We start from the raw sequence: 17,510 nt of genomic DNA, 5'->3' as shown, positions 1-17,510 counted from the left end.
TCAGGTGGTCTTTCCGGGGCGGAAGACGAGGATCACGATCAGCAGCGTGAAGGACACGATCGGCGCCCATGAGGGCGCGGTGATCGCCATCGTGATGGCTTCGCTGACGCCGATCAGCGTGCCGGCGATCAGCGGCCCGAGCGCACTGCCAAGGCCACCAAGCATCACGGCCGCGAACACCACGCCGACCCAGGCATACATCTGCGAAGGCGCGAGCGTAAAGCTCAGCGCCAGGCACACGCCGGCCACGCTGGCGAGCGCGGCGCACGTTCCCGCGAGCAGCAACCCGAGCGCCTTTTCATTGATGCCGAAGGCCGCCGCCACCGGCGCGTCTTGCGCGGCAGCGCGCATGGCCTTGCCCAGATCGGTGAAACGCAGCACGGCCCAAACCGCGAACGCGAGACCGACCGCCAGCAGCAGCGTGATGAACTCCGGCACCGGCACGAACAGCTCGCCGATCTTGAACTTCTGCTGCGCGTAGCTCGATTCGAGCTTTCGGAAGTCGGCGGTCCAGATGGCCTGGATCACGCTCTCGGCGATGCCCATCAAGCCGAAGGTCAGCAGCAGCGAGTTGAAGGGCGTCACCGCAAAGCGCGCCATCACCCAATGCAGTCCCGCGCCGAGCGCGAAGAAGGCCGGCACGATGACCACGAGCGTCAGCAAGGGGTCCATGCCCATCGTCGCCATCTGGTAGCAGAGATAGGCGGCCATGAACGCGAACGCGAAGTGCGCGAGATTGATCAGCCGCAGCAACCCCCAGCTGAGGCTCAGGCCCAGACCCATCAGCCCGTACAGCGCGCCGACGAAGACACCGGAGAGGATGGACTGGGACAGCAGTGACAGGCTGGGCAGCGTGAAGCCCGACATGTCAGGGGCTGGCTAGCAGCTTGGCGCCACCTGCGGTGACTTCCTTTGGCCAGACGATGACCCACTTGCCGTCCTGGATCTGCTTGATGCGCATCAGGTCGTCGCCGAAGTTGCCGACGCCGTCGAAGCGCAGCTTGCCTTGCAGCGTGTCGACCTTGTGCGTCTTCAGGTAGGCGGCGATGGTCTTGTCGTCCAGGCTCTTGGTGTTGACGACGCCGGCTTCCAGGATCTGCCAAGCCGTGTACGAAGCGGCGGCCTGCGTCTCGACGGAGGTGTCGGTGAAACCTGCCTTGGCGGCACGCTCGTGATAAAGCTTGATGAACTCGGCGGCGCCCAGGTTGCTGGTGAAGGGCGGCTGCTCCTCGAAGATCGTGGCCGACAGCGCGTTCTTCGCATCCGGCGACGCGAGCAGCGGACCGGGCGCGGGGTAGAGGTAGAAGTGCTGCGGCGGCACATAGTCGATCTTCTTCATCGCATCGAGCAGCAGGTTGCCCTCCAGGCCGATGGCGCCGACCCAGACGAAGTCGGGCTTGGCGTCCTTCACCCGGTTGGCGATCGGGCCGAAGTCGCGGTTGCCGAAGTCCCATTCGAGGAACAGCACTTCGGTGAGGCCGCGCTTCTTGAGCACCTCCCGCGCACCCGCGCTCATGAACTGGATCGACGGGAACTTGCTGGTGACCACCGCGATCGTCTTCGGCGGCTTGGCGGATGCGGCAAGGGCATCGAAGAGCGTGTTCGGCACCGTGTTCGCCGGGTCCGAGCCGATCGACCAGGCCGGGAACTGCATGTCGTATTTGGCCAGCGACGGAATCCCCAGCGTGTGATGCACCAGCACCTTGTTGTAGCGCTGCGCCACGCCCATCGCCGAGAGGATCGCGCCGGTGGCGTAGGGGCCCATGAGAAGGTCGACCTTGTCGGCGGTGACCAGTTGCTCATACAGCGTGCGCGCGAGGTCGGGCTTGGATTGGTCGTCCTTCACCACCCACTCGACCGGCCGCCCGAGCAGGCCGCCGCGCTTGTTGAGCTGCTCGATGTAGATCTCGCCCACGACCTTGTGGATCTGCGCCGTTGCTGAAAGCGGCCCCGTGAGCGCCAGCGTGCTGCCGATGCGGATCGGCGGGCCGGATGGCGTCTGCGCAAAAGCGACGCCTGCCGCAGCCAGCGCGATGGCCGCCACCGCGCTGCGCCGTCCGATGCCTTCGAAAGTCTGCGTCTTCATGGTCTTGTCTCCTATGAGTTCTTGTGGGCGAAACGGGAAACCGGGGGTCAGTCGACCTGTGCGCCGGAGCGCTTGACCAAGCCGGCCCATTTGCCGAGCTCCGTCTTGTTGAAGGGCAGCATCTCTTCGGCGCGCAGGCTGCGCGACTCGATACCCTGGTCGCGCAGGCGCGCCATGACGTCGGGCTGCGCGAGTGCCGCGCCGGCGGCCGTGCGCAGGCGCTCCAGCGTGGCTGTCGGCGTCGCGGCGGGCGCATAGAGCATGAACCAGGCAACGAGATCGAAATCGGCGATGCCCTGCTCCATCAGCGTCGGAACATCGCTGGCTGCGGCACTGCGCACCGCGCCGCTCGCGCCCAGCGCGCGCAGCTTGCCGGCCTTGATCTGCGGCATCACCGCCGCGGGGTGATAGAACATGAAGTCGACCTGCGACGACATCACGCTCGTCAACGCCATGGCGCCCTCCTTGTACGGCACATGCATCATCTTGCCGCCGAGGCGCTGCGCGAGAAGTTCGCCCGCGAGGTGGCCGGAGGTGCCGTTGCCGGCCGAGGCGAAGGTCACGCCCGCCGGCCTTGCGGCCGCCTGCGCCAGGTCGTTCAGCGACTTGATGGGTGAATCGGCCGCCACGACCAGCAGCGTCGGCGTGTAGCCGACGAAGGCGACGGGTGCGAAGTCGCGCAGCGGGTCGTAGGGCAGCTTGCTGAAGAGTGCCGCGTTGATGGCATGGGTGCCTACGGTGCCCATCACCAGGGTCCTGCCGTCGGGCGTGGCCTTGGCGACGAGGTCGGTACCGGTCGAACCGCCGGCGCCCGCCCGGTTCTCGACGATCACCGGCTGCTGCAGGTTCTTGCCCAGCGCTTCGCCGACGATGCGACCCACCGTGTCGGTCGTGGTGCCGGCGCCGAATGGCACGACCATCCGGACCGGGGCGCGGTCCTGCGCCTGGGCGAGGCCGCCGAAGAGCAACCCGAACGCGACGAATACATTGAGCAGCGTATGGTGCTTCATGCCGCATCTCCTGGATTCCTGGGCGTCGCCCGGTGCCGCAGTGCGGCGCGAATCTCGTCGTTGTGCTCGCCGAGCGTCGGCGGCGGGCGGACTTCGAGCGCGCGCTGGCCATCGAAGCTGACTGGCGATCGCACCGTGCGGAACAGGCCCATCACCGGGTGTTCGGCAGAGGTCATCAACTGGAGGTGCTTCGCCTGCGGGTCTTCGAGCGCCTCGCTGGTGTCGTACATCGGCGCGTGGGGCACGTCTTCGCGCTGCAGTCGCCGGCACCACTCGTCGCGCGGCTGCGTGCGAAAACGCTCGCCGAGCAGCTGGATCAGCTGCTCCTGGTTCTCGATGCGCGCCTCGCGGGTCGCGAAGCGCCCGTCCTCGAAAAGGCGGGGATGCTCGATGGCGACGGCGAGCCCGCGCCAGAACTTCTCCGGCGAGGACATGTGCAGCGCGATCCACTTGTCGTCGGCGCAGCGCAGCACGTACGACTGCGAGACCCGCGGCCGGCTGTAAGGCCCCATCACTTCATCCACCTGGAAGAAATGCGTGAAGGCGTCGAGATTGAAATGCGCCATCGCCTCCAGCATCGACACCTCGACCTTGCGGCCGACTCCCGTCCTGCTGCGTTCGAACAGCGCGCCCAGCACGCCGTAGGCGGCATAGAAGCCGGTCAGCGAATCCGCGATGGCCGGGCCCACGACGCGCGGGTTCTCGGGATTGATCAGCAGGTTGAGAAAGCCGCTCGCGGCCTGCGCCACAGTGTCGTAGGCGGGCCGGTCCGCCGCGGGCCCGGTGGCGCCGAAGCCGCTGATCGAACAGTAGATGAGCTTCGGATTGAGCGCGCGCAAGCGCTCGGCACCCACGCCGAGCTTCTCCGCCACGCCAGGCCGGAAGTTCTGGATGTAGACATCGGCATCGGCGATCAACGCATCCAGCACTTCGCGGTCGCCGGCATCCTTGGGGTCCAGCGTGATGCTGCGCTTGTTTCGGTTGTAGGTCTGGTAGTGCGGGCTGTAGAGGCCGTCCTTGAAGGCGCGGAACGGGTCGCCCGTCTTCGGCTGCTCCACCTTGATGACGTCGGCGCCCAGGTCGCCAAGCAGCATGCCCGCCGCCGGCCCCGTGATGAAGGTGCCTTGCTCGATGACCTTGAGGCCTTTCAGGACGGGGATCATTCGTGGGTTCCGAAGTGGGCGGGGAGCGCGCCTTCGTAGACCGCCTCGCGCGTCGCCTGGTACGACAGCGCGAAGCCGATGGGCTGCCGCATCTCTTCGAACATGTGCGCGATCAACCCCGCCGTGCGCGCGAGGATCGGCACGCCCTTGAGCGCCTCCACAGGAAAGCCCGCGCCGAGGAGCACGGCCGGAATCGCACCCGACACATTCAGCTTGAGCGGCTTGCCCAGCACCTCGGGCATGAGCGCCTCGACCGCGGTGGCGATCTCGACGAAGCGCAGGTCGGTGCCTGCCGCCTTGGCCGCGGCGAACAGGGCGTCTACGCGCGCATCGCGCGCCTTGTGCAGCGGATGGCCGTAGCCGGGGATCGATCGGCCGGCTTCGCGCCATGTCTTCGCCACCGTGAGCGCCGCGGCGTCCAACGGCCGTCCGGTGCTCACCAGCGCATCGATTTCGGCGTACAGGCGGCCAGCCGTCTCGGAGGACCCCAGCACGACCGAACCGCAGCCCAGGATGCCCGCCGCCACGGCACCCTGCATCGCGTCGGGCGCGGCGGCGAAGGTCATGCGCGCCGCCTGCACACTCGGCACCAGCCCGTGCTCGGCAATCGCGACCAGCGCGGCGTTCAGCACCGCGATTTCTCCGGCCGATCCGCGCCTGCCGGTCAGCAGCAGGAAGAAATGATCGACGAAGGAAATCTTGCCGATCAGTTCGCGGGAAAGATCCATCCCGCGGACGACGATGGTATGGGCGTCCGACGTGGAGATGGAAGTGCGTGGCACCGTGGCCTTGCCGATCTTCATGAAAGGTCCTTGAAACGCCCCCATGCGCCTTCGGCGCTCCCCCTCAAGGGGGCGCACCCGGCGGCCCGGCCAAGCCGGTTCCGCGGGTGCCCTGGGCTGGGCTGCGCCAGTTTCATGGGGCGTGAGTTGAAATGAATGGAGGGTGCGTGCATCAAGCGGTCGCCGGCGCGAGGCGGATGTCGAAACTCGCCGAGTGGTACGGCACGCGCATCTCGCGGCCGTCCACGGCCTTGCCGGGCGGGTGGGTCTCGAAGTCCACGACGAGGCTGTCGCGCTTGCCGAAGACGGCGTCGGCGTCGATGTACGGGCTGCCGCCGACGAAAAGCTGCGTCGTCACCGTCGCGTGGCCCGGCGCCGAGACCTGCAAGTGGAGATGGCCGGGCCGGTAGATGCTGCGGTCGGTCGCGCGCATCATGTCGCCCACGGGTCCGTCGTCCGGTATCGGGTAGTAGTTCGGGCGGATGGACCAGAACCAGTAGCGGCCCTGCGCATCGGTGCGAAAGCGTCCGCGCGCCTGCATCGTCGGCTCGCTGCTGAGCTGCACGTCGTACTTGCCGTGCCCGTCTCCGGACCACACGTCGAGCAGCGCGCCCGCGAGCGGCTGGCCGTCGCAGTCGGTCACGCGGCCCATGTAGAAGGTTGGCTCGCCCGTCGCGCCATTCGCGATGTCGCTGCCCAGCGGCACGTCGGGCGCGCCAGCCCAATAGAACGGGCCTTCGACGGTGGCCTCGGTCGCCTCGGTCGCGCCCTTTGCCTTGCTGGCGCGGGCCTGTGCCAGCGCGACCACCATCATCGACAGGCCCAGCGTGTCGGACAGCAGGATGAACTCGGGCCGCTTGTCGGTCGAGATCTGCCCCGTCGCGGTCAGGAAGTTCATGGCCGCGAGCCACTCTTCCGGCTGGAGGTCGACCTCGCGCGCGAAGGCATGAACGTGCTTGACCAGTGCGGTCATCAGCTGGCGCAGACGGGGATCGGGCGTCCTGGCGAAGGCCTCGAGAACGTCCCGCGTGATGCCGTCCTGGTTGTATTCCGACATGGCTTGTCTCCTGTTGCGCGCCGTACTTCGGCGTCGATTCGCGTCGGACGATAGGACGCCGACACAAAGCCCGCAAATGATGAATTTCCATCGATATCATCGATGGCATCGATCATTCGTGGGGGTTTTCATGGAGATGAGGCATCTGCGGTACTTCGTCGCGCTGAGCGATTGCCTGAGCTTCACGCGGGCGGCGGAACGCGTTCACGTCACGCAGTCCACCCTGTCGCACCAGATACGGCAGCTCGAAGAAGAGATCGGCCAGCCGCTGTTCGAACGCATCGGCAAGAAGGTGGTGACCACCGAGGCGGGTGAACTGCTGCGCGGCTTTGCTGCGCGTGCGCTGCGGGAGGTCGACCAGGGTGTGGCGCTGCTCAAGCCCGGCGCGGGCAACCTGACCGGCAGGGTTCGCATCGGCGCTACCCACACCTTCAACATCGGCCTGATTCCGGAGTGCGTGTCGCTGTTCCTGGCGCGCCATCCCACGGTGCGCATCAGCGTCGAGGAACTGTCGGCCGAGGTGATCTGCGATCGGCTGCAGGCCGGCGAACTCGATCTCGGCATTGCCTACCGGCCCGAGGATCCGAGCGACCTGTGGTTCGAGCCGCTCTACAACGAGGAGATGGTGTTCGTGGTGTCGAACAGCCATCCGCTCGCCGGCCGCAAGCGCATTCGCATGGTGGAACTGCACCGGCAGGACCTGGTGCTGATCTCGACCTCCTTCTCGACGCGGACCATGCTGGACGAATGCTTCAGGGCCTGCGGCGCGGAGCCGACGGTGGTCGCCGAGATGTCCACGGTCGCGCCCATGCTCGCTCTCGTCGCCCGCACGCAGATCGGTTCGATCGTTGCCATCAATGCCGTGCCCGAGGGCATGGCGGGCTTGACGGTGATCCCGCTGGAAAGCCCGACGCCGACGCGCACGCCCGGGATTCTTTGGCGACTCGGCGAGACGAAACCGGTCTTCGTCCAGTCGTTTGCGGTGATCTTGCGGAAGACGGCGCTCGGGAACAGCCTGCGGCGGGAAGTGCCGGGGCCGCGCCACGGCGAGAAGCGGTCTTCGCGACTTCGGAAATAGCCGCAGGGGCACCCACCTGCAGTTCCGCATGCGGGCTTTCTCTCCCACTTTCTCTCCTAATTGGTAGAGGCGAACTTGGATCCGAAGCAGTACTGTCTCTGCACATCGGAGGCGGGCCAGTCGGCGGAACCTCCTTCACAGGGGCTGGAGGTGCCATGACGGACTACAGACTTCGGTTCCACGCCGGCACGCTCGTCGCGCTTTTGGCGCTGGGTTGCGCGCTGTACTCGATGCAGGTCCGCGCCGGCACCTTCGACGACCTGAAGCAGGGGCTGAGCCAGAGTCTCGGGGAGGCTGCCAAGCGAAGCCTCGACGCGGCCCTCGGGAACCCTCCCTCCGGCAACGCCGCTCCGGCGTCCACCGCCCCCACGGCACCCGCTCAAACCCAAGCTCCTGTGAGCTCCCAAGTGGCGACAAAGACGATGCCGGGCAGTGGAAGCAATCCATCCGCTTCGGCGCAACCATCCGGCCAAGCCTCCTCCGGCTGCGCCAGGAGAAAACTCGCCGGCTCACAAAAGGAATTCAGGATGTTCCGCGGGTTCATGGAAATGGACGTCGTCAACGACTGCGACGGCGATCTGACCCTGCTGACCTACCAGAACTACAAGACGAGCCAGGAGGTTTGCAATGCGGCGTGGGTGCCTGCGCATTCCGTGAAGAAGATGATGCCGGTGGCCAGACTTTGCAGTACGAGGATGACGCTGCCGAAGTCGTCACCCTACGTCGTGCCATGCACCTGTCCAGATGGCACCAACATCGAGCTGACGGCAATGCAGCAAGCGAACTGAGATTCGCAATGAGCCGGTATACGTTTGTCCCTCGCCTCTTCCTGGTCGGAATCCTCTGCGCGGGCAGTCCCACGACAGGAACAGCCGCCACGTTCGACGACATGAAGGAGGGTCTCGCACAAAGCTTGAGCGACGCGATCAAGCGCAACGTCGATTCCGTCCTGGGCAATCAGCCGACCAGCAATCCTTCACCTGGCACTCAGCCTGAAACGGGGGCTGGCCAGCGGGCGCAGGCAGCGGCGCCGCCGCCGACCGCAGGTGGGGCCTCCGTGGCGGCCGGTAGCGCTCCGGGGCCGATGCCGGCGCGCGGCAAAGCCACGCCGGAGCAGATCGAGGCGGCCGTCGCCAAGTACCACGACAACTGCGCCGTTCACACGACCTACCTGAGAAATATGCACGACTGCGAATGCCTTACCCGAGGAGCGCGCGAAGCGCTGACGGCGCGCAAGAGCGTGGTGGTCTCTGTGGAAGAACAGTACCAACTCGGACAGACATGCGCGGCACCCAAGGAGACCATTTACGCCTGGGTCTACCAGACATGCGACGACTACATGCAGCACAAGCGGACCGATCACGCGCAGTTTTGCGCCTGCACGGGAAACAGGTTCTCCGACGCCTTCCGTGCAAGCCCCAATTCGAACCTGCGCAAGGTTGAAGCCTTGCGCGCGGCGTCGATGAAGGCCTGCGGGCTCTGACCGCTACGGCAACCTGATCGGAACATCACGATGAAACGGTTCAATGGGAAGAGGATGCACAGTGCGCTCGTTGCGGTCCTGCTCGGGATGGCGCTTGGTCAGGCTGCACCTGCCGCGGGAGCATTCGACGAGTTGGGAAAGACACTTGGGAAGAGCGCCACCGATGCGCTTGGCAGGGCATTGGACAACGTGCTCCCAGGCCCATCGAAGAGCCCGCAGGATACGAGCACCTCGTCGCCCGGCGCGCCGCAGACACAACAGGCACAACAGGCACAGGCGTCACCACCCATCCCTCCAATTCAACAGCCGAAGTCCGCGTCAGGAGGATTCGTCCCGAAGCGGCCGTACTCGAGTGTGACGAGCAAGGGGAGCGCTTGCGTCTCCGTTTCGCCGACCCAGAACATGGAGCGCAGCCCCGATCAGCGGGCGACAAACAACTGTGGAGAAGAGGTCGTGCTGCTGTGGCATTCGACACTCGCCGTGACCCAGGAGCTCTGCGCCCAGACGCGACTCAAGCCCGGGAAGGGCGCCTTGATCGGCGAAAAATCGACTGTGATGGCCGCCTGTCGCCGCGGCACCGGAGACTCAGCGGTCGGAAGCAACGACTGCGCTTGTCCTCCGGGAATGTCTCTCTGACTGAGCCCAGGCACGCGCTTTGTCTGTCGGGATGTGCTCGGCATCTTCCGAGCTCTCGAGTAGACGTATTTTCTTACATCCCGTACATTTGCATCGAGTCGGGGGAAGAAGGTACACACGATGGGCAAGGTGGCGGGACCGCTGGACCAGCTTGGTTCGGTGATCGATTTGCTGTATGACGCGGCGCTCGATGACGGCCGATGGCGGGATCTTGCCGTGTCGGTCGCGGACGCCTTCGATTCTTCCAGTGCTGTGTTTAAAACCTTTGGAGGCCAGTCGGGACCTCGATTGGAAAGCGTGACGGAAAACCTGCGCGTCTCGGCGGGAGAGCAGTCGTGGGCGGAGCACTGGCATCGCAACGACCTGTGGGTCGAACGTTCTTCGCAGTTCGACATGGGCCATGTCTTCACCAGCCAGAGCCTGATGCCCGATACCCAATTCGAACGCACGGGGTTCTATCAGGATTGGACGAGGAGACTCGACATCTATCACATGGTGGGCGTGCTGTTTCCAACCAGTCATGGAGAGATCGGCGTCCTGGGGGTGCACCGGCCTCGTGCCGCCGGCTGCTACGCCGACGCCGATCGCCTTCGACTCGGTGCCCTGTTTCCGCATGTGCGACGGGCGCTCGGATTGCGCGAAAGGCTCCGCGGAACCGGGTTGGCGCAGAGTGCCGCGGTCGACGCCATCGAGCGAATCGAGACCGGGGTGCTGGTCGTCGATGCCTCCTGCACCGTGGTGTATGCGAATCGGGCTGTCGAACGCCTGCTGCAATCGGCGCTCGAGATCCGGGCGACGGGGGGTCGGTTGCGCCTGAACGATCCCGCAGCGAACAACCGGCTGATGCGGCTGGTCCGGGAGGCCGTGCAAACCGCAGGAGGGAAGCCCAATACGCCGGGGGCGCCACTGGCTGTGGCGCGTCCGGGGCGATTGCCCATCACGCTGTTGATTTCACCTTGGCGCGCCGCCTGGGCGCCGACGGATGTCGTGATGCCCGCCGCAATGATTTTTGTCCGTGATCCGGAACATTCGGGGTCGGCCGCGGCCCTGACATTGCGCGAGTTGTTCGGCATGACCCGAGCCGAAGCCGCGATTGCGGTGGCTCTCAGCGAAGGCCGGTCGTTGGAAGAGATTGCCGTCGCCCTTGGCGTGGGCCTCGGCACGGTGCGCACGCATCTCAAGAAGGTGCTGACCAAGACGGGCACTCGTCGACAAGCCGCGCTGGTCGCCCTGCTGGCACGCAGCGTGGCGGGCATCTCGGTGCATCTGTGATTTCTCTCCTGTTTGGGAGACGCCCGATCGACAGCAGGGTCGTAAATTGGGGATTCATGAATATGCTCTTGGGCCGATTTGCTCCCGCGTGCGCTGTCAGCTACGAGCGGTGGGCCGCCGCCGGATTGCTGCTCGCGATCAGCACGGCCGTCCAGGCACAACCCGCGATGCCGCCTGGATTCGAGCCTCAGGTCAGCGCCTGGGTCATGGGATCGATTTTCTTGCGCAGGGGCGAGCAGTCATACGGCTTCTACACCTCGTTGAGTGTGGGCAACCGCCCCAATGCAGGCGGCATCGCAGCGTTCGCCGCCGACGACGCGGGAAATGTGACTTGGATGGGGCAAACCGACTACGTACCCAATCAAACGCTGGCGTCCGCGAAGCGGAAATTCGCAACGCCGACGCCGCCACTCAAAGGGGAGGAGATCCCGAGATACCTGATGGTCTGCAGCTGGGCACTCGACGATGCCCGCAAGCTCTCAGGGCCGATCCTGGTCGGATACGCGGAACGCGATGATGTAAGAACTTCTGTATCGAAGGATCCCAAGGTATCGGAGAGCATCACCGTTCATTGGGCGCCGATCCCTTCGGCCAGGGCCAAGGCGAAATTTGCAAAAGCGGACTACTGCGGGGAAGTCGCAAGGACCAAGACCGTGCTGGCTCCGCATTGGCTCCAGGATCAAAAGGACAAATAGCAAGTTGGCCGTTTCGCTTCCACCTCTGGAAGCGCGAGCGAACTCGACATCGAGCCGCCGCATAGCTTTCGGTAGCCGCTACCGCACGCTCTCCGCCGCCCGCAACGCATCCAGAAACCCCTCCCGCCACCAATGCACATCCTGCTCGCGAATCCGCGCCAGCAGCTTCTGATGCCGCTCCCGGCGTTCTTCCAGCGGCATCTGCAGCGCCTGCTGCACGGTCTCCGCGGTGCCGTGGGTGTCGTAGGGGTTCACCAACAGCGCCTCCCTGAGTTGCTCGGCCGCCCCGGCAAAGCGTGACAGGACCAGCACGCCCGGATCCGCCGGATCCTGCGCGGCGATGTATTCCTTCGCGACGAGGTTCATGCCGTCGCGCAGCGGCGTGACGAGGCCCACCGCCGCCGCGCGGCACAGGCCCGGCACACGCTTGCGCGCGACCATGCGGTGGATGTAGCGCACCGGCATCCAGTCGAGCTCGCCGAAATCACCATTGATGGCGCCGCACAGTGACTCCAGTTCGCGCCGGATGTCGCCATAGGCATCGACCGTTTCGCGTGTCGGCGACGCGATCTGGATCAGCGTCGCGCTGCGGCGGTTCTCGGGATAGTTGGCCAGCAGCTCGCGGAACGAGCGCACCCGCTGCGGAATGCCCTTGGAGTAGTCGAGCCGGTCGATGCCCAGCAGCAGGCGGCGGCTCGAATACTCGCGCTTCATGGTCTCGTACATGTCGCGCGATTCCTTCGCGTGCGTGAGCGCGGCGAACTCGTCGACATCGATGCCGATCGGGAAGGCGTTGCAGCGCACTGTCTGGCCGTAGGCGCGATAGAGGTGATTGCCGAGAGCCTCGCCGTGCGCCTCGTTCTGCACGTAGTGCTCGAAATGCTGCACGTCCTGATGGGCCTGGAAGCCGATCAGGTCGTAGGCAAACAGCGAGCGCATGAGCCATTCGTGCTGCGGTACCGCCGCGATGATGATCTGCGGCGGCAGCGGGATGTGCAGGAAGAAGCCGATGCGTTGCCTGCAACCCATCGCGCGCAGCTCTGCCGCCAGCGGGATCAGGTGGTAGTCGTGCACCCAGATGATGTCGTCGTCCTTCAGCAGCGGCATCAGCTTGCGGGCGAACAACTGGTTGACGCGCCGGTAGCCGCCGATGAAGCCGGCGTCGAAGTGCGCCAGATCCAGGCGGTTGTGGAACACCGGCCACAGCACGTCGTTGCTGTAGCCGAGGTAGTAGCTGTCGTGGTCATCGCGGCTCAGGTCGATGGTGGCGAGCGTGACCTTGCCCGCCTGCTGCCGATGAAGTTCACCCTCGCCGGTGGGGCCTTCCTCGACGATCGACCCGCTCCAGCCGAACCAGAGGCCACCGCTTTGCTGAAGGCTATCGCCGAGCGCGACGGCCAGCCCGCCGGCAGCCGGCCTGCGCGGATCGGCCACTCGATTGGAGACCACGACCAGTCGACTCATGTTCTCCATGCGACCGCCGCCGGGCAGGGGCGCGTTCATATGCACGAATCCCAGGGCGCCGACAGCCTCACCGCGGCGTTGATGATCCCCACCATCGAATAGGTCTGCGGGAAGTTGCCCCACATCTCGCCGGTGACGGGATGCGTGTCTTCGGACAGCAGACCGAGCGGATTGCGCGCAGCCAGCATGGTCTCGAAGATCTGCCGCGCCTCGGCCTTGCGACCGATCTTCGCGAGTGCGTCGATGCGCCAGAAGGTGCAGATGTTGAAGGCGGTCTCTGGCTTGCCGAAGTCGTCGGCTGCTTCGTAGCGCCGCATGTAGGGACCATCGCAAAGCGACTTTTCCATGGCCTCGACGGTCGAGACGAAGCGGGGGTCGCGCGCGTCGATCAGGCCGACTTCGGCCATCAGCAGGATGCTCGCATCGAGTTCATGGCCGCCGAAGCTTTCGGCGAAGGCCTGGCGTTTCTCGCACCACGACTTGGCGAGGATTTCTTCGCGCATGCGCGAGGAGTGGCCGTGCCAGTAGGCCGCGCGTTCCGCCAGCCCGAGGGCGCGCGCGATCTTGGCAAGTCGGTCGCAGGCGGCCCAGCTCATCAGCGCCGAACTGGTGTGCACGCGAGCGCGCGTGCGCAACTCCCACATGCCGGCGTCCGGTGTGCCGTAGACCCGCAGGGCCTGCTCGCCCACCGCCTCGAGATACGGAAACTCAGCCACGCCGCCCCTGCTCAGCAGGCGATGGTCATGAAAGGCCTGCGCCGCGCCGAGGACGATGTTGCCGTACACGTCATGCTGGAAGTGCTCCTGCGCCTGGTTGCCGACGCGCACCGGTCCCATGCCGCGATAGCCGCTCAGGCCCTCGACGAAGGATTCCGGCAGTTCGCCCTCCAGCCCGATGCCGTAGAGCGGCTGGATGTGCTCGCCGCGCGAACCGATCACCACGTTGGATAGCCAGCGGAGATAGTCCTCCATCGTGCCGACTTCCGAGAGGCTGTTGAGCGCGCGCACCACGAAGAAGGCATCGCGCAGCCAGCAGTAGCGGTAGTCCCAGTTGCGCTGGCTGCCGGGCGCTTCGGGAATGCTGGTGGTCATCGCGGCGACGATCGCGCCGGTGTCTTCGTAGAGCGAGAGCTTCAACGTGATGGCGGCGCGGATCACCGCTTCCTGGTATTCGAAGGGAATCGCGAGTCGCTTGCTCCAGGTGCGCCAGTACGCGATGGTTTCCTGTTCAAAATGCCGCGCCGTGTCGGCGATGCCGTCGTTCAGCGTTTCGTCGGCACCCAGCACGAAGTTGTACTCCCGCGAGAGCACGAAGGGCTGGCGCGCAAGAATGTGCGAGACCGAGGCGTCGGTGTTCAGCCGCAGCGTGAAGTCGGGCCCGACGTAGCGGATGTGGTTGCTGCCGCGCGTGATGGTCGGTGCCATGCCGCCCCACTGGAAGCGCGGCGCGAGCGAGACGCGGATGCGCGGCGTGCCGATGATGGGCTTGACCCGGCGCACCATCGTGAGCGGCCTGAAGTAGCGCGAGCGGCTGTGAAAGCGCGGCGCCAGGTCCGTGATCTCGATGCCCTGGCCCGCGGAGTCGAACAACTGGGTGCGCAACACCGCGGTGTTCGGTTCGTACCACTGCCTGGACGACGCAAAGTCTTCGAGTTCGATGGCCCAGGCGCTTGCATCTTCGCCCGTGTGCAGCAGCGCATTGAAGACGGGATCGCCGTCGAAGCGCGGAAGGCAGCACCACACCACGCGGCCGCGTTCGTCGACCAGCGCGCTGTACGCGCAGTTGCCGATCACGCCGACATTGAGCGAGGGGTCGGCCGGCGGCCCGAAGCCGGTGCGCGCGGACGGCGCGGTCAGGGCTTCCAGATGTTCCGGCATCGTGTCGCTCGCACCTGCGGCGCCGGCGAGGGCCTGACCCGCTCGATCGGGCGCTTCGGTTTCGATTTCTTTTTGGAGGGTCGTCATGCCGGTTTTCTCGGGGTTGCGGATGACGGCGTTGCGAGCAAGTCCCGCGCCGCCACGAGCCATTCGAAGAGCTCGCGCGGCGATTCGAGCCGATGCAGCGCCTGGCTGGGGCCCGGGCCGACCTTGATCGCGACGCCGCCGAGCGGCTGCACGACGCTGAAACCGTTCTCGTCGGTCGTGTCGTCGCCCGCGAACACGGGCACGCGGCCGGCGAAAGGCGCTTCGTGCATGAACGCATCGATCGCGATGCCCTTGTTGATGCCTGCGGGCTTCACCTCGAAGACGAACTTGCCGTGCATCAATTCCAGCTGCGGCTGGCCGTCGATCACGCGCGCCATCGCGTCGCGGCAGACGGCTTCGAGTTGCGGTGCGAGCCGGTAGTGCAGGGCGATGGCGGCGTGCTTGCGCTCCACCAGCAGGCCCTCGTGCACACGTGCAAGCTCGTTGGCCACGTCGAGAACCTTCTTGAGATCGGGCGCGCGCTGTTCCTGCATCTGGCCGTCCGCATCGCGGCGCTGGACGCCGTGCTCGCCGGCGGCGGGCAGGCGCAGGGGCGCGAGAAAGCGGTCGATGACGTCGATCTGCCGACCCGAGACGACGGCCAGCGCACCGCCCAGGAGGTCATGGAGATCGCCGAGCAGCGGGATGAGCGCAGGTGGCACATGCACGGCCTCCGGGGTCTCTGCGAGCGCCACCAGGGTGCCGTCGAAGTCGAGGAAGAGCGCAGCGTCGGTGGGGAGTCTGGGTGGCGTCTGCATGGAGGGAAAACCATAGCAGACTCCCGCCGCGCAGCGCGTCGGCCAAAACCGCCAATCCAACTTCAGGAGTAGGGGCGAAGGCCTTCTGCCACGGCGGCCACGCGGGCACGGGTGATCGCATCGCCGATCTTCGGTCCGGTCGCGCCCGCCGCCAGCGCCTCGCGCGCAATGGGCTCGGTGGACACCGATTGCGCCGCGGCGAGTGCCGCCGCCAAGCGCTCGCGCGGGGGATAGGGCTGGTTTTCGAGGCCCAGCCGTCCGCGTGCATCGCACTCGCAGGCCTGGAGGACCTCGTCGAAGCGCTGCGGCTTGCGGAAAGCATCGCAGCGCTCCAGCAGCCGGACCACGGCCGCGGCGTTGAGATCACCGCTGCGGTGGATGTTGCCGTGCTCGCGTGCCACCACGTCGGCCAGCTCGCGAATGTCGACGGGCACGCGCCAGCGATCGCACACCGCCCGCAGGAGCCTGGCGCTGCGCTGCTCATGGCCGGTATGCCGGGGAAGCACGTCGGTCGGCGTCGTGCCTTTGCCGAGGTCATGAACCAGGCAGGCAAAGCGGACCGACAGCGGCGCGTGGAGGTGTGCGGCCATGTCGAGCACCATCATCAGGTGCACGCCGGTATCGACCTCGGGGTGATGCGTTTCGGGCTGCGGGACGCCCCAGAGCCGCTCAACTTCCGGCAACAGCACGGCGAGGGCGCCGCACTCGCGCAGCAACTCGAACATGCGCGAAGGCTTCGCTTCCATCAGGCCGCGCGAGAGTTCCTGCCAGACACGCTCGGGCACCAATGCATCGACTTCGCCGGCCTCGACCATCGCGCGCATGAGTGCCATGGTGTCCGGCGCAACCCGGAAGTCGTCGAAGCGCGCCGCGAATCGCGCGACGCGCAGGATGCGCACCGGGTCCTCGCGGAAGGCATCCGTCACGTGGCGCAGGCATTTCTCCCGCAGGTCGCGCTGGCCGTCGAAGGGGTCGACGAGTTCCGTCGGGTCTACGTCGAGCCGGTCGGATGCGCCGATCCTGTCCGCCGGCAGCGCAATGGCGTTGATCGTCAGGTCGCGCCGTGCGAGATCTTGTTCCAGCGTGACGTCGGGCGCCGCATGGACGACGAAGCCGCGATAGCCCGGCGCGCTCTTGCGCTCGGTGCGTGCCAGCGCGTACTCCTCGCGCGTTTCCGGATGAAGGAAGACGGGAAAGTCGCGGCCGACAGGCAGATAGCCTCGCGCGACCATCTGCTCCGGCGTGGCGCCGACCACCACCCAGTCGTGGTCGCTGCCGGGCCGGCCCAGCAGCGCATCGCGGATCGCACCGCCGACGAGATAGATTTGCATGCGCGCAGTGTAGGGCGGCGCGCCGGGGCGGTGCGCGATCGGCTCAGGGCGCCAGGCGGTAGGGTTCGTCGGCGATGACGAAGTCCTTTTCGAGGAGGGCCTCGTCCATCCACGCCTTCACGCCCGGCAGCGCGCGAATGCGCTCGACGTACGCCGAGATCGCTGCAGGCACGGGCAGCCCGAAGGTCACGATGCGCATGCAAACGGGCGCGAAGTAGGCGTCGGCAATGCTGAATTCGCCGAACAGCATGGGACCGCCGCTCGCTTCGAGCAGGCCGCTCCAGAGCTGCACGATGCGATGGAGGTCCGCGCGCACGCCAGGCTGGTCGCGAAGGATGATCTGGCCCTGCTGCCGGAGGTCGGCCTCGATGTTCATCGTGCAATGGGTGCGCAGCATGCCGAAGCCCGCATGCATCTCGGCGCATGCGCTGCGCGCCTGCGCACGCCGGGCGCGGTCGGCGGGCCAGAGCTTCTTGTCGGGATGGGTCTCGGCGAGGTATTCGCAGATCGCCAGCGTGTCGGAGACAACGATGTCGCCGTCCTTCAGCACCGGCACGGTTCCTGACGGATTGAGCGGCAGGATGGTGTGCTTGAACTTCGAGTCCTCGCCGAAGGAATCGAAACGCACCATGACTTCATCGAAAGCGATGCCCGCCTGCTTCATGAGCACCCAGGGCCGCATGGACCAGGACGAGTAGTTCTTGTTGCCGATGTAGAGCTGTGGCATGGCG

At 66.1% G+C, this 17,510-nt stretch carries 16 protein-coding genes; 5 read left to right on the top strand and 11 right to left on the bottom strand.

What is annotated here, in order from left to right:
• From AC1DHL_RS12145 to AC1DHL_RS12120, 6 genes are all read right to left on the bottom strand, one after another.
• Nucleotides 1-867, bottom strand: a complete 867-nt coding sequence (locus tag AC1DHL_RS12145; RefSeq protein ID WP_478103122.1) for a branched-chain amino acid ABC transporter permease — start codon at nucleotides 865-867, stop codon at nucleotides 1-3.
• Between the two features lies 1 nt (nucleotide 868).
• On the bottom strand, nucleotides 869-2,086 hold the full coding sequence (locus AC1DHL_RS12140) for an amino acid ABC transporter substrate-binding protein (protein WP_478162114.1): 1,218 nt from the start codon (nucleotides 2,084-2,086) through the stop codon (nucleotides 869-871).
• A 47-nt stretch (nucleotides 2,087-2,133) separates the two neighbouring features.
• Nucleotides 2,134-3,096 (bottom strand): Bug family tripartite tricarboxylate transporter substrate binding protein, encoded by a 963-nt coding sequence (locus AC1DHL_RS12135; RefSeq protein ID WP_478162113.1) that lies wholly within the window; start codon nucleotides 3,094-3,096, stop codon nucleotides 2,134-2,136.
• Nucleotides 3,093-4,259, bottom strand: a complete 1,167-nt coding sequence (locus AC1DHL_RS12130; RefSeq protein ID WP_478162112.1) for a CaiB/BaiF CoA transferase family protein — start codon at nucleotides 4,257-4,259, stop codon at nucleotides 3,093-3,095. Before AC1DHL_RS12130 ends, AC1DHL_RS12135 begins: the two co-directional genes overlap by 4 nt.
• Nucleotides 4,256-5,062 carry a citryl-CoA lyase gene (locus tag AC1DHL_RS12125; RefSeq protein ID WP_478162111.1) on the bottom strand — a complete coding sequence of 269 codons (807 nt, stop codon included), beginning with the start codon at nucleotides 5,060-5,062 and terminating at the stop codon, nucleotides 4,256-4,258. The genes AC1DHL_RS12130 and AC1DHL_RS12125 overlap by 4 nt, the downstream gene beginning before the upstream one ends.
• A 151-nt stretch (nucleotides 5,063-5,213) precedes the next feature.
• Complete coding sequence (locus AC1DHL_RS12120; protein WP_478103128.1) at nucleotides 5,214-6,098, bottom strand: dioxygenase family protein; 885 nt, start codon at nucleotides 6,096-6,098, stop codon at nucleotides 5,214-5,216.
• A 130-nt stretch (nucleotides 6,099-6,228) separates the two neighbouring features.
• Between AC1DHL_RS12120 and AC1DHL_RS12115 the strand changes: the two genes are divergently transcribed.
• The 5 genes from AC1DHL_RS12115 (at nucleotide 6,229) to AC1DHL_RS12095 (ending at nucleotide 11,262) form a co-directional block, all read left to right on the top strand.
• Nucleotides 6,229-7,176, top strand: a complete 948-nt coding sequence (locus AC1DHL_RS12115; protein WP_478103131.1) for a LysR substrate-binding domain-containing protein — start codon at nucleotides 6,229-6,231, stop codon at nucleotides 7,174-7,176.
• Between the two features lie 155 nt (nucleotides 7,177-7,331).
• Nucleotides 7,332-7,964 (top strand): hypothetical protein, encoded by a 633-nt coding sequence (locus AC1DHL_RS12110; RefSeq protein WP_478103132.1) that lies wholly within the window; start codon nucleotides 7,332-7,334, stop codon nucleotides 7,962-7,964.
• 8 nt (nucleotides 7,965-7,972) lie between these two features.
• Nucleotides 7,973-8,659: a hypothetical protein gene (locus AC1DHL_RS12105; protein WP_478162110.1), complete on the top strand. Its 687-nt coding sequence runs from the start codon at nucleotides 7,973-7,975 to the stop codon at nucleotides 8,657-8,659.
• A 756-nt stretch (nucleotides 8,660-9,415) separates the two neighbouring features.
• Nucleotides 9,416-10,567: a helix-turn-helix transcriptional regulator gene (locus AC1DHL_RS12100; RefSeq protein WP_478103134.1), complete on the top strand. Its 1,152-nt coding sequence runs from the start codon at nucleotides 9,416-9,418 to the stop codon at nucleotides 10,565-10,567.
• 56 nt (nucleotides 10,568-10,623) lie between these two features.
• Nucleotides 10,624-11,262, top strand: a complete 639-nt coding sequence (locus tag AC1DHL_RS12095) for a hypothetical protein (protein ID WP_478162109.1) — start codon at nucleotides 10,624-10,626, stop codon at nucleotides 11,260-11,262.
• Nucleotides 11,263-11,340: 78 nt separating this feature from the next.
• On the opposite strand, the gene otsA is transcribed toward AC1DHL_RS12095, so the two are convergent.
• The 5 genes from otsA to AC1DHL_RS12070 all read right to left on the bottom strand — a co-directional run bounded on the left by otsA (nucleotide 11,341) and on the right by AC1DHL_RS12070 (nucleotide 17,506).
• A complete protein-coding gene (gene otsA, locus AC1DHL_RS12090; RefSeq protein ID WP_478103207.1) occupies nucleotides 11,341-12,726 on the bottom strand; it encodes an alpha,alpha-trehalose-phosphate synthase (UDP-forming) in 1,386 nt (461 codons plus the stop codon).
• A 35-nt stretch (nucleotides 12,727-12,761) separates the two neighbouring features.
• A complete protein-coding gene (locus AC1DHL_RS12085; RefSeq protein ID WP_478162246.1) occupies nucleotides 12,762-14,603 on the bottom strand; it encodes a glycoside hydrolase family 15 protein in 1,842 nt (613 codons plus the stop codon).
• 83 nt (nucleotides 14,604-14,686) lie between these two features.
• Nucleotides 14,687-15,448, bottom strand: coding sequence for a trehalose-phosphatase (gene otsB / locus AC1DHL_RS12080; protein ID WP_478162108.1), 762 nt, complete (start codon nucleotides 15,446-15,448; stop codon nucleotides 14,687-14,689).
• A 62-nt stretch (nucleotides 15,449-15,510) separates the two neighbouring features.
• Nucleotides 15,511-16,779, bottom strand: a complete 1,269-nt coding sequence (locus AC1DHL_RS12075; RefSeq protein WP_478103138.1) for a multifunctional CCA addition/repair protein — start codon at nucleotides 16,777-16,779, stop codon at nucleotides 15,511-15,513.
• 43 nt (nucleotides 16,780-16,822) lie between these two features.
• Nucleotides 16,823-17,506 carry a glutathione S-transferase family protein gene (locus AC1DHL_RS12070; RefSeq protein ID WP_478162107.1) on the bottom strand — a complete coding sequence of 228 codons (684 nt, stop codon included), beginning with the start codon at nucleotides 17,504-17,506 and terminating at the stop codon, nucleotides 16,823-16,825.
• Nucleotides 17,507-17,510 lie beyond the last annotated feature (4 nt).

It is taken from the genome of Variovorax sp. 10L426, from assembly GCF_056395305.1.
The sequence above is the reverse complement of the archived record's forward strand: the minus strand, read 5'-3'. Positions and strand labels throughout refer to the sequence as shown.

Coding starts and splice junctions, on each gene's coding strand:
- AC1DHL_RS12140 (WP_478162114.1), bottom strand. CDS start 2,086: ATGAAGACGCAGACTTTCGAAGGCATCGGACGGCGCAGCGCGGTGGCG.
- AC1DHL_RS12125 (WP_478162111.1), bottom strand. CDS start 5,062: ATGAAGATCGGCAAGGCCACGGTGCCACGCACTTCCATCTCCACGTCG.
- AC1DHL_RS12100 (WP_478103134.1), top strand. CDS start 9,416: ATGGGCAAGGTGGCGGGACCGCTGGACCAGCTTGGTTCGGTGATCGAT.
- otsB (WP_478162108.1), bottom strand. CDS start 15,448: ATGCAGACGCCACCCAGACTCCCCACCGACGCTGCGCTCTTCCTCGAC.
- AC1DHL_RS12075 (WP_478103138.1), bottom strand. CDS start 16,779: ATGCAAATCTATCTCGTCGGCGGTGCGATCCGCGATGCGCTGCTGGGC.
- AC1DHL_RS12110 (WP_478103132.1), top strand. CDS start 7,332: ATGACGGACTACAGACTTCGGTTCCACGCCGGCACGCTCGTCGCGCTT.
- AC1DHL_RS12085 (WP_478162246.1), bottom strand. CDS start 14,603: ATGCCGGAACATCTGGAAGCCCTGACCGCGCCGTCCGCGCGCACCGGC.
- AC1DHL_RS12070 (WP_478162107.1), bottom strand. CDS start 17,506: ATGCCACAGCTCTACATCGGCAACAAGAACTACTCGTCCTGGTCCATG.
- AC1DHL_RS12130 (WP_478162112.1), bottom strand. CDS start 4,259: ATGATCCCCGTCCTGAAAGGCCTCAAGGTCATCGAGCAAGGCACCTTC.
- AC1DHL_RS12145 (WP_478103122.1), bottom strand. CDS start 867: ATGTCGGGCTTCACGCTGCCCAGCCTGTCACTGCTGTCCCAGTCCATC.
- AC1DHL_RS12095 (WP_478162109.1), top strand. CDS start 10,624: ATGAATATGCTCTTGGGCCGATTTGCTCCCGCGTGCGCTGTCAGCTAC.
- otsA (WP_478103207.1), bottom strand. CDS start 12,726: ATGAGTCGACTGGTCGTGGTCTCCAATCGAGTGGCCGATCCGCGCAGG.
- AC1DHL_RS12105 (WP_478162110.1), top strand. CDS start 7,973: ATGAGCCGGTATACGTTTGTCCCTCGCCTCTTCCTGGTCGGAATCCTC.
- AC1DHL_RS12120 (WP_478103128.1), bottom strand. CDS start 6,098: ATGTCGGAATACAACCAGGACGGCATCACGCGGGACGTTCTCGAGGCC.
- AC1DHL_RS12135 (WP_478162113.1), bottom strand. CDS start 3,096: ATGAAGCACCATACGCTGCTCAATGTATTCGTCGCGTTCGGGTTGCTC.
- AC1DHL_RS12115 (WP_478103131.1), top strand. CDS start 6,229: ATGGAGATGAGGCATCTGCGGTACTTCGTCGCGCTGAGCGATTGCCTG.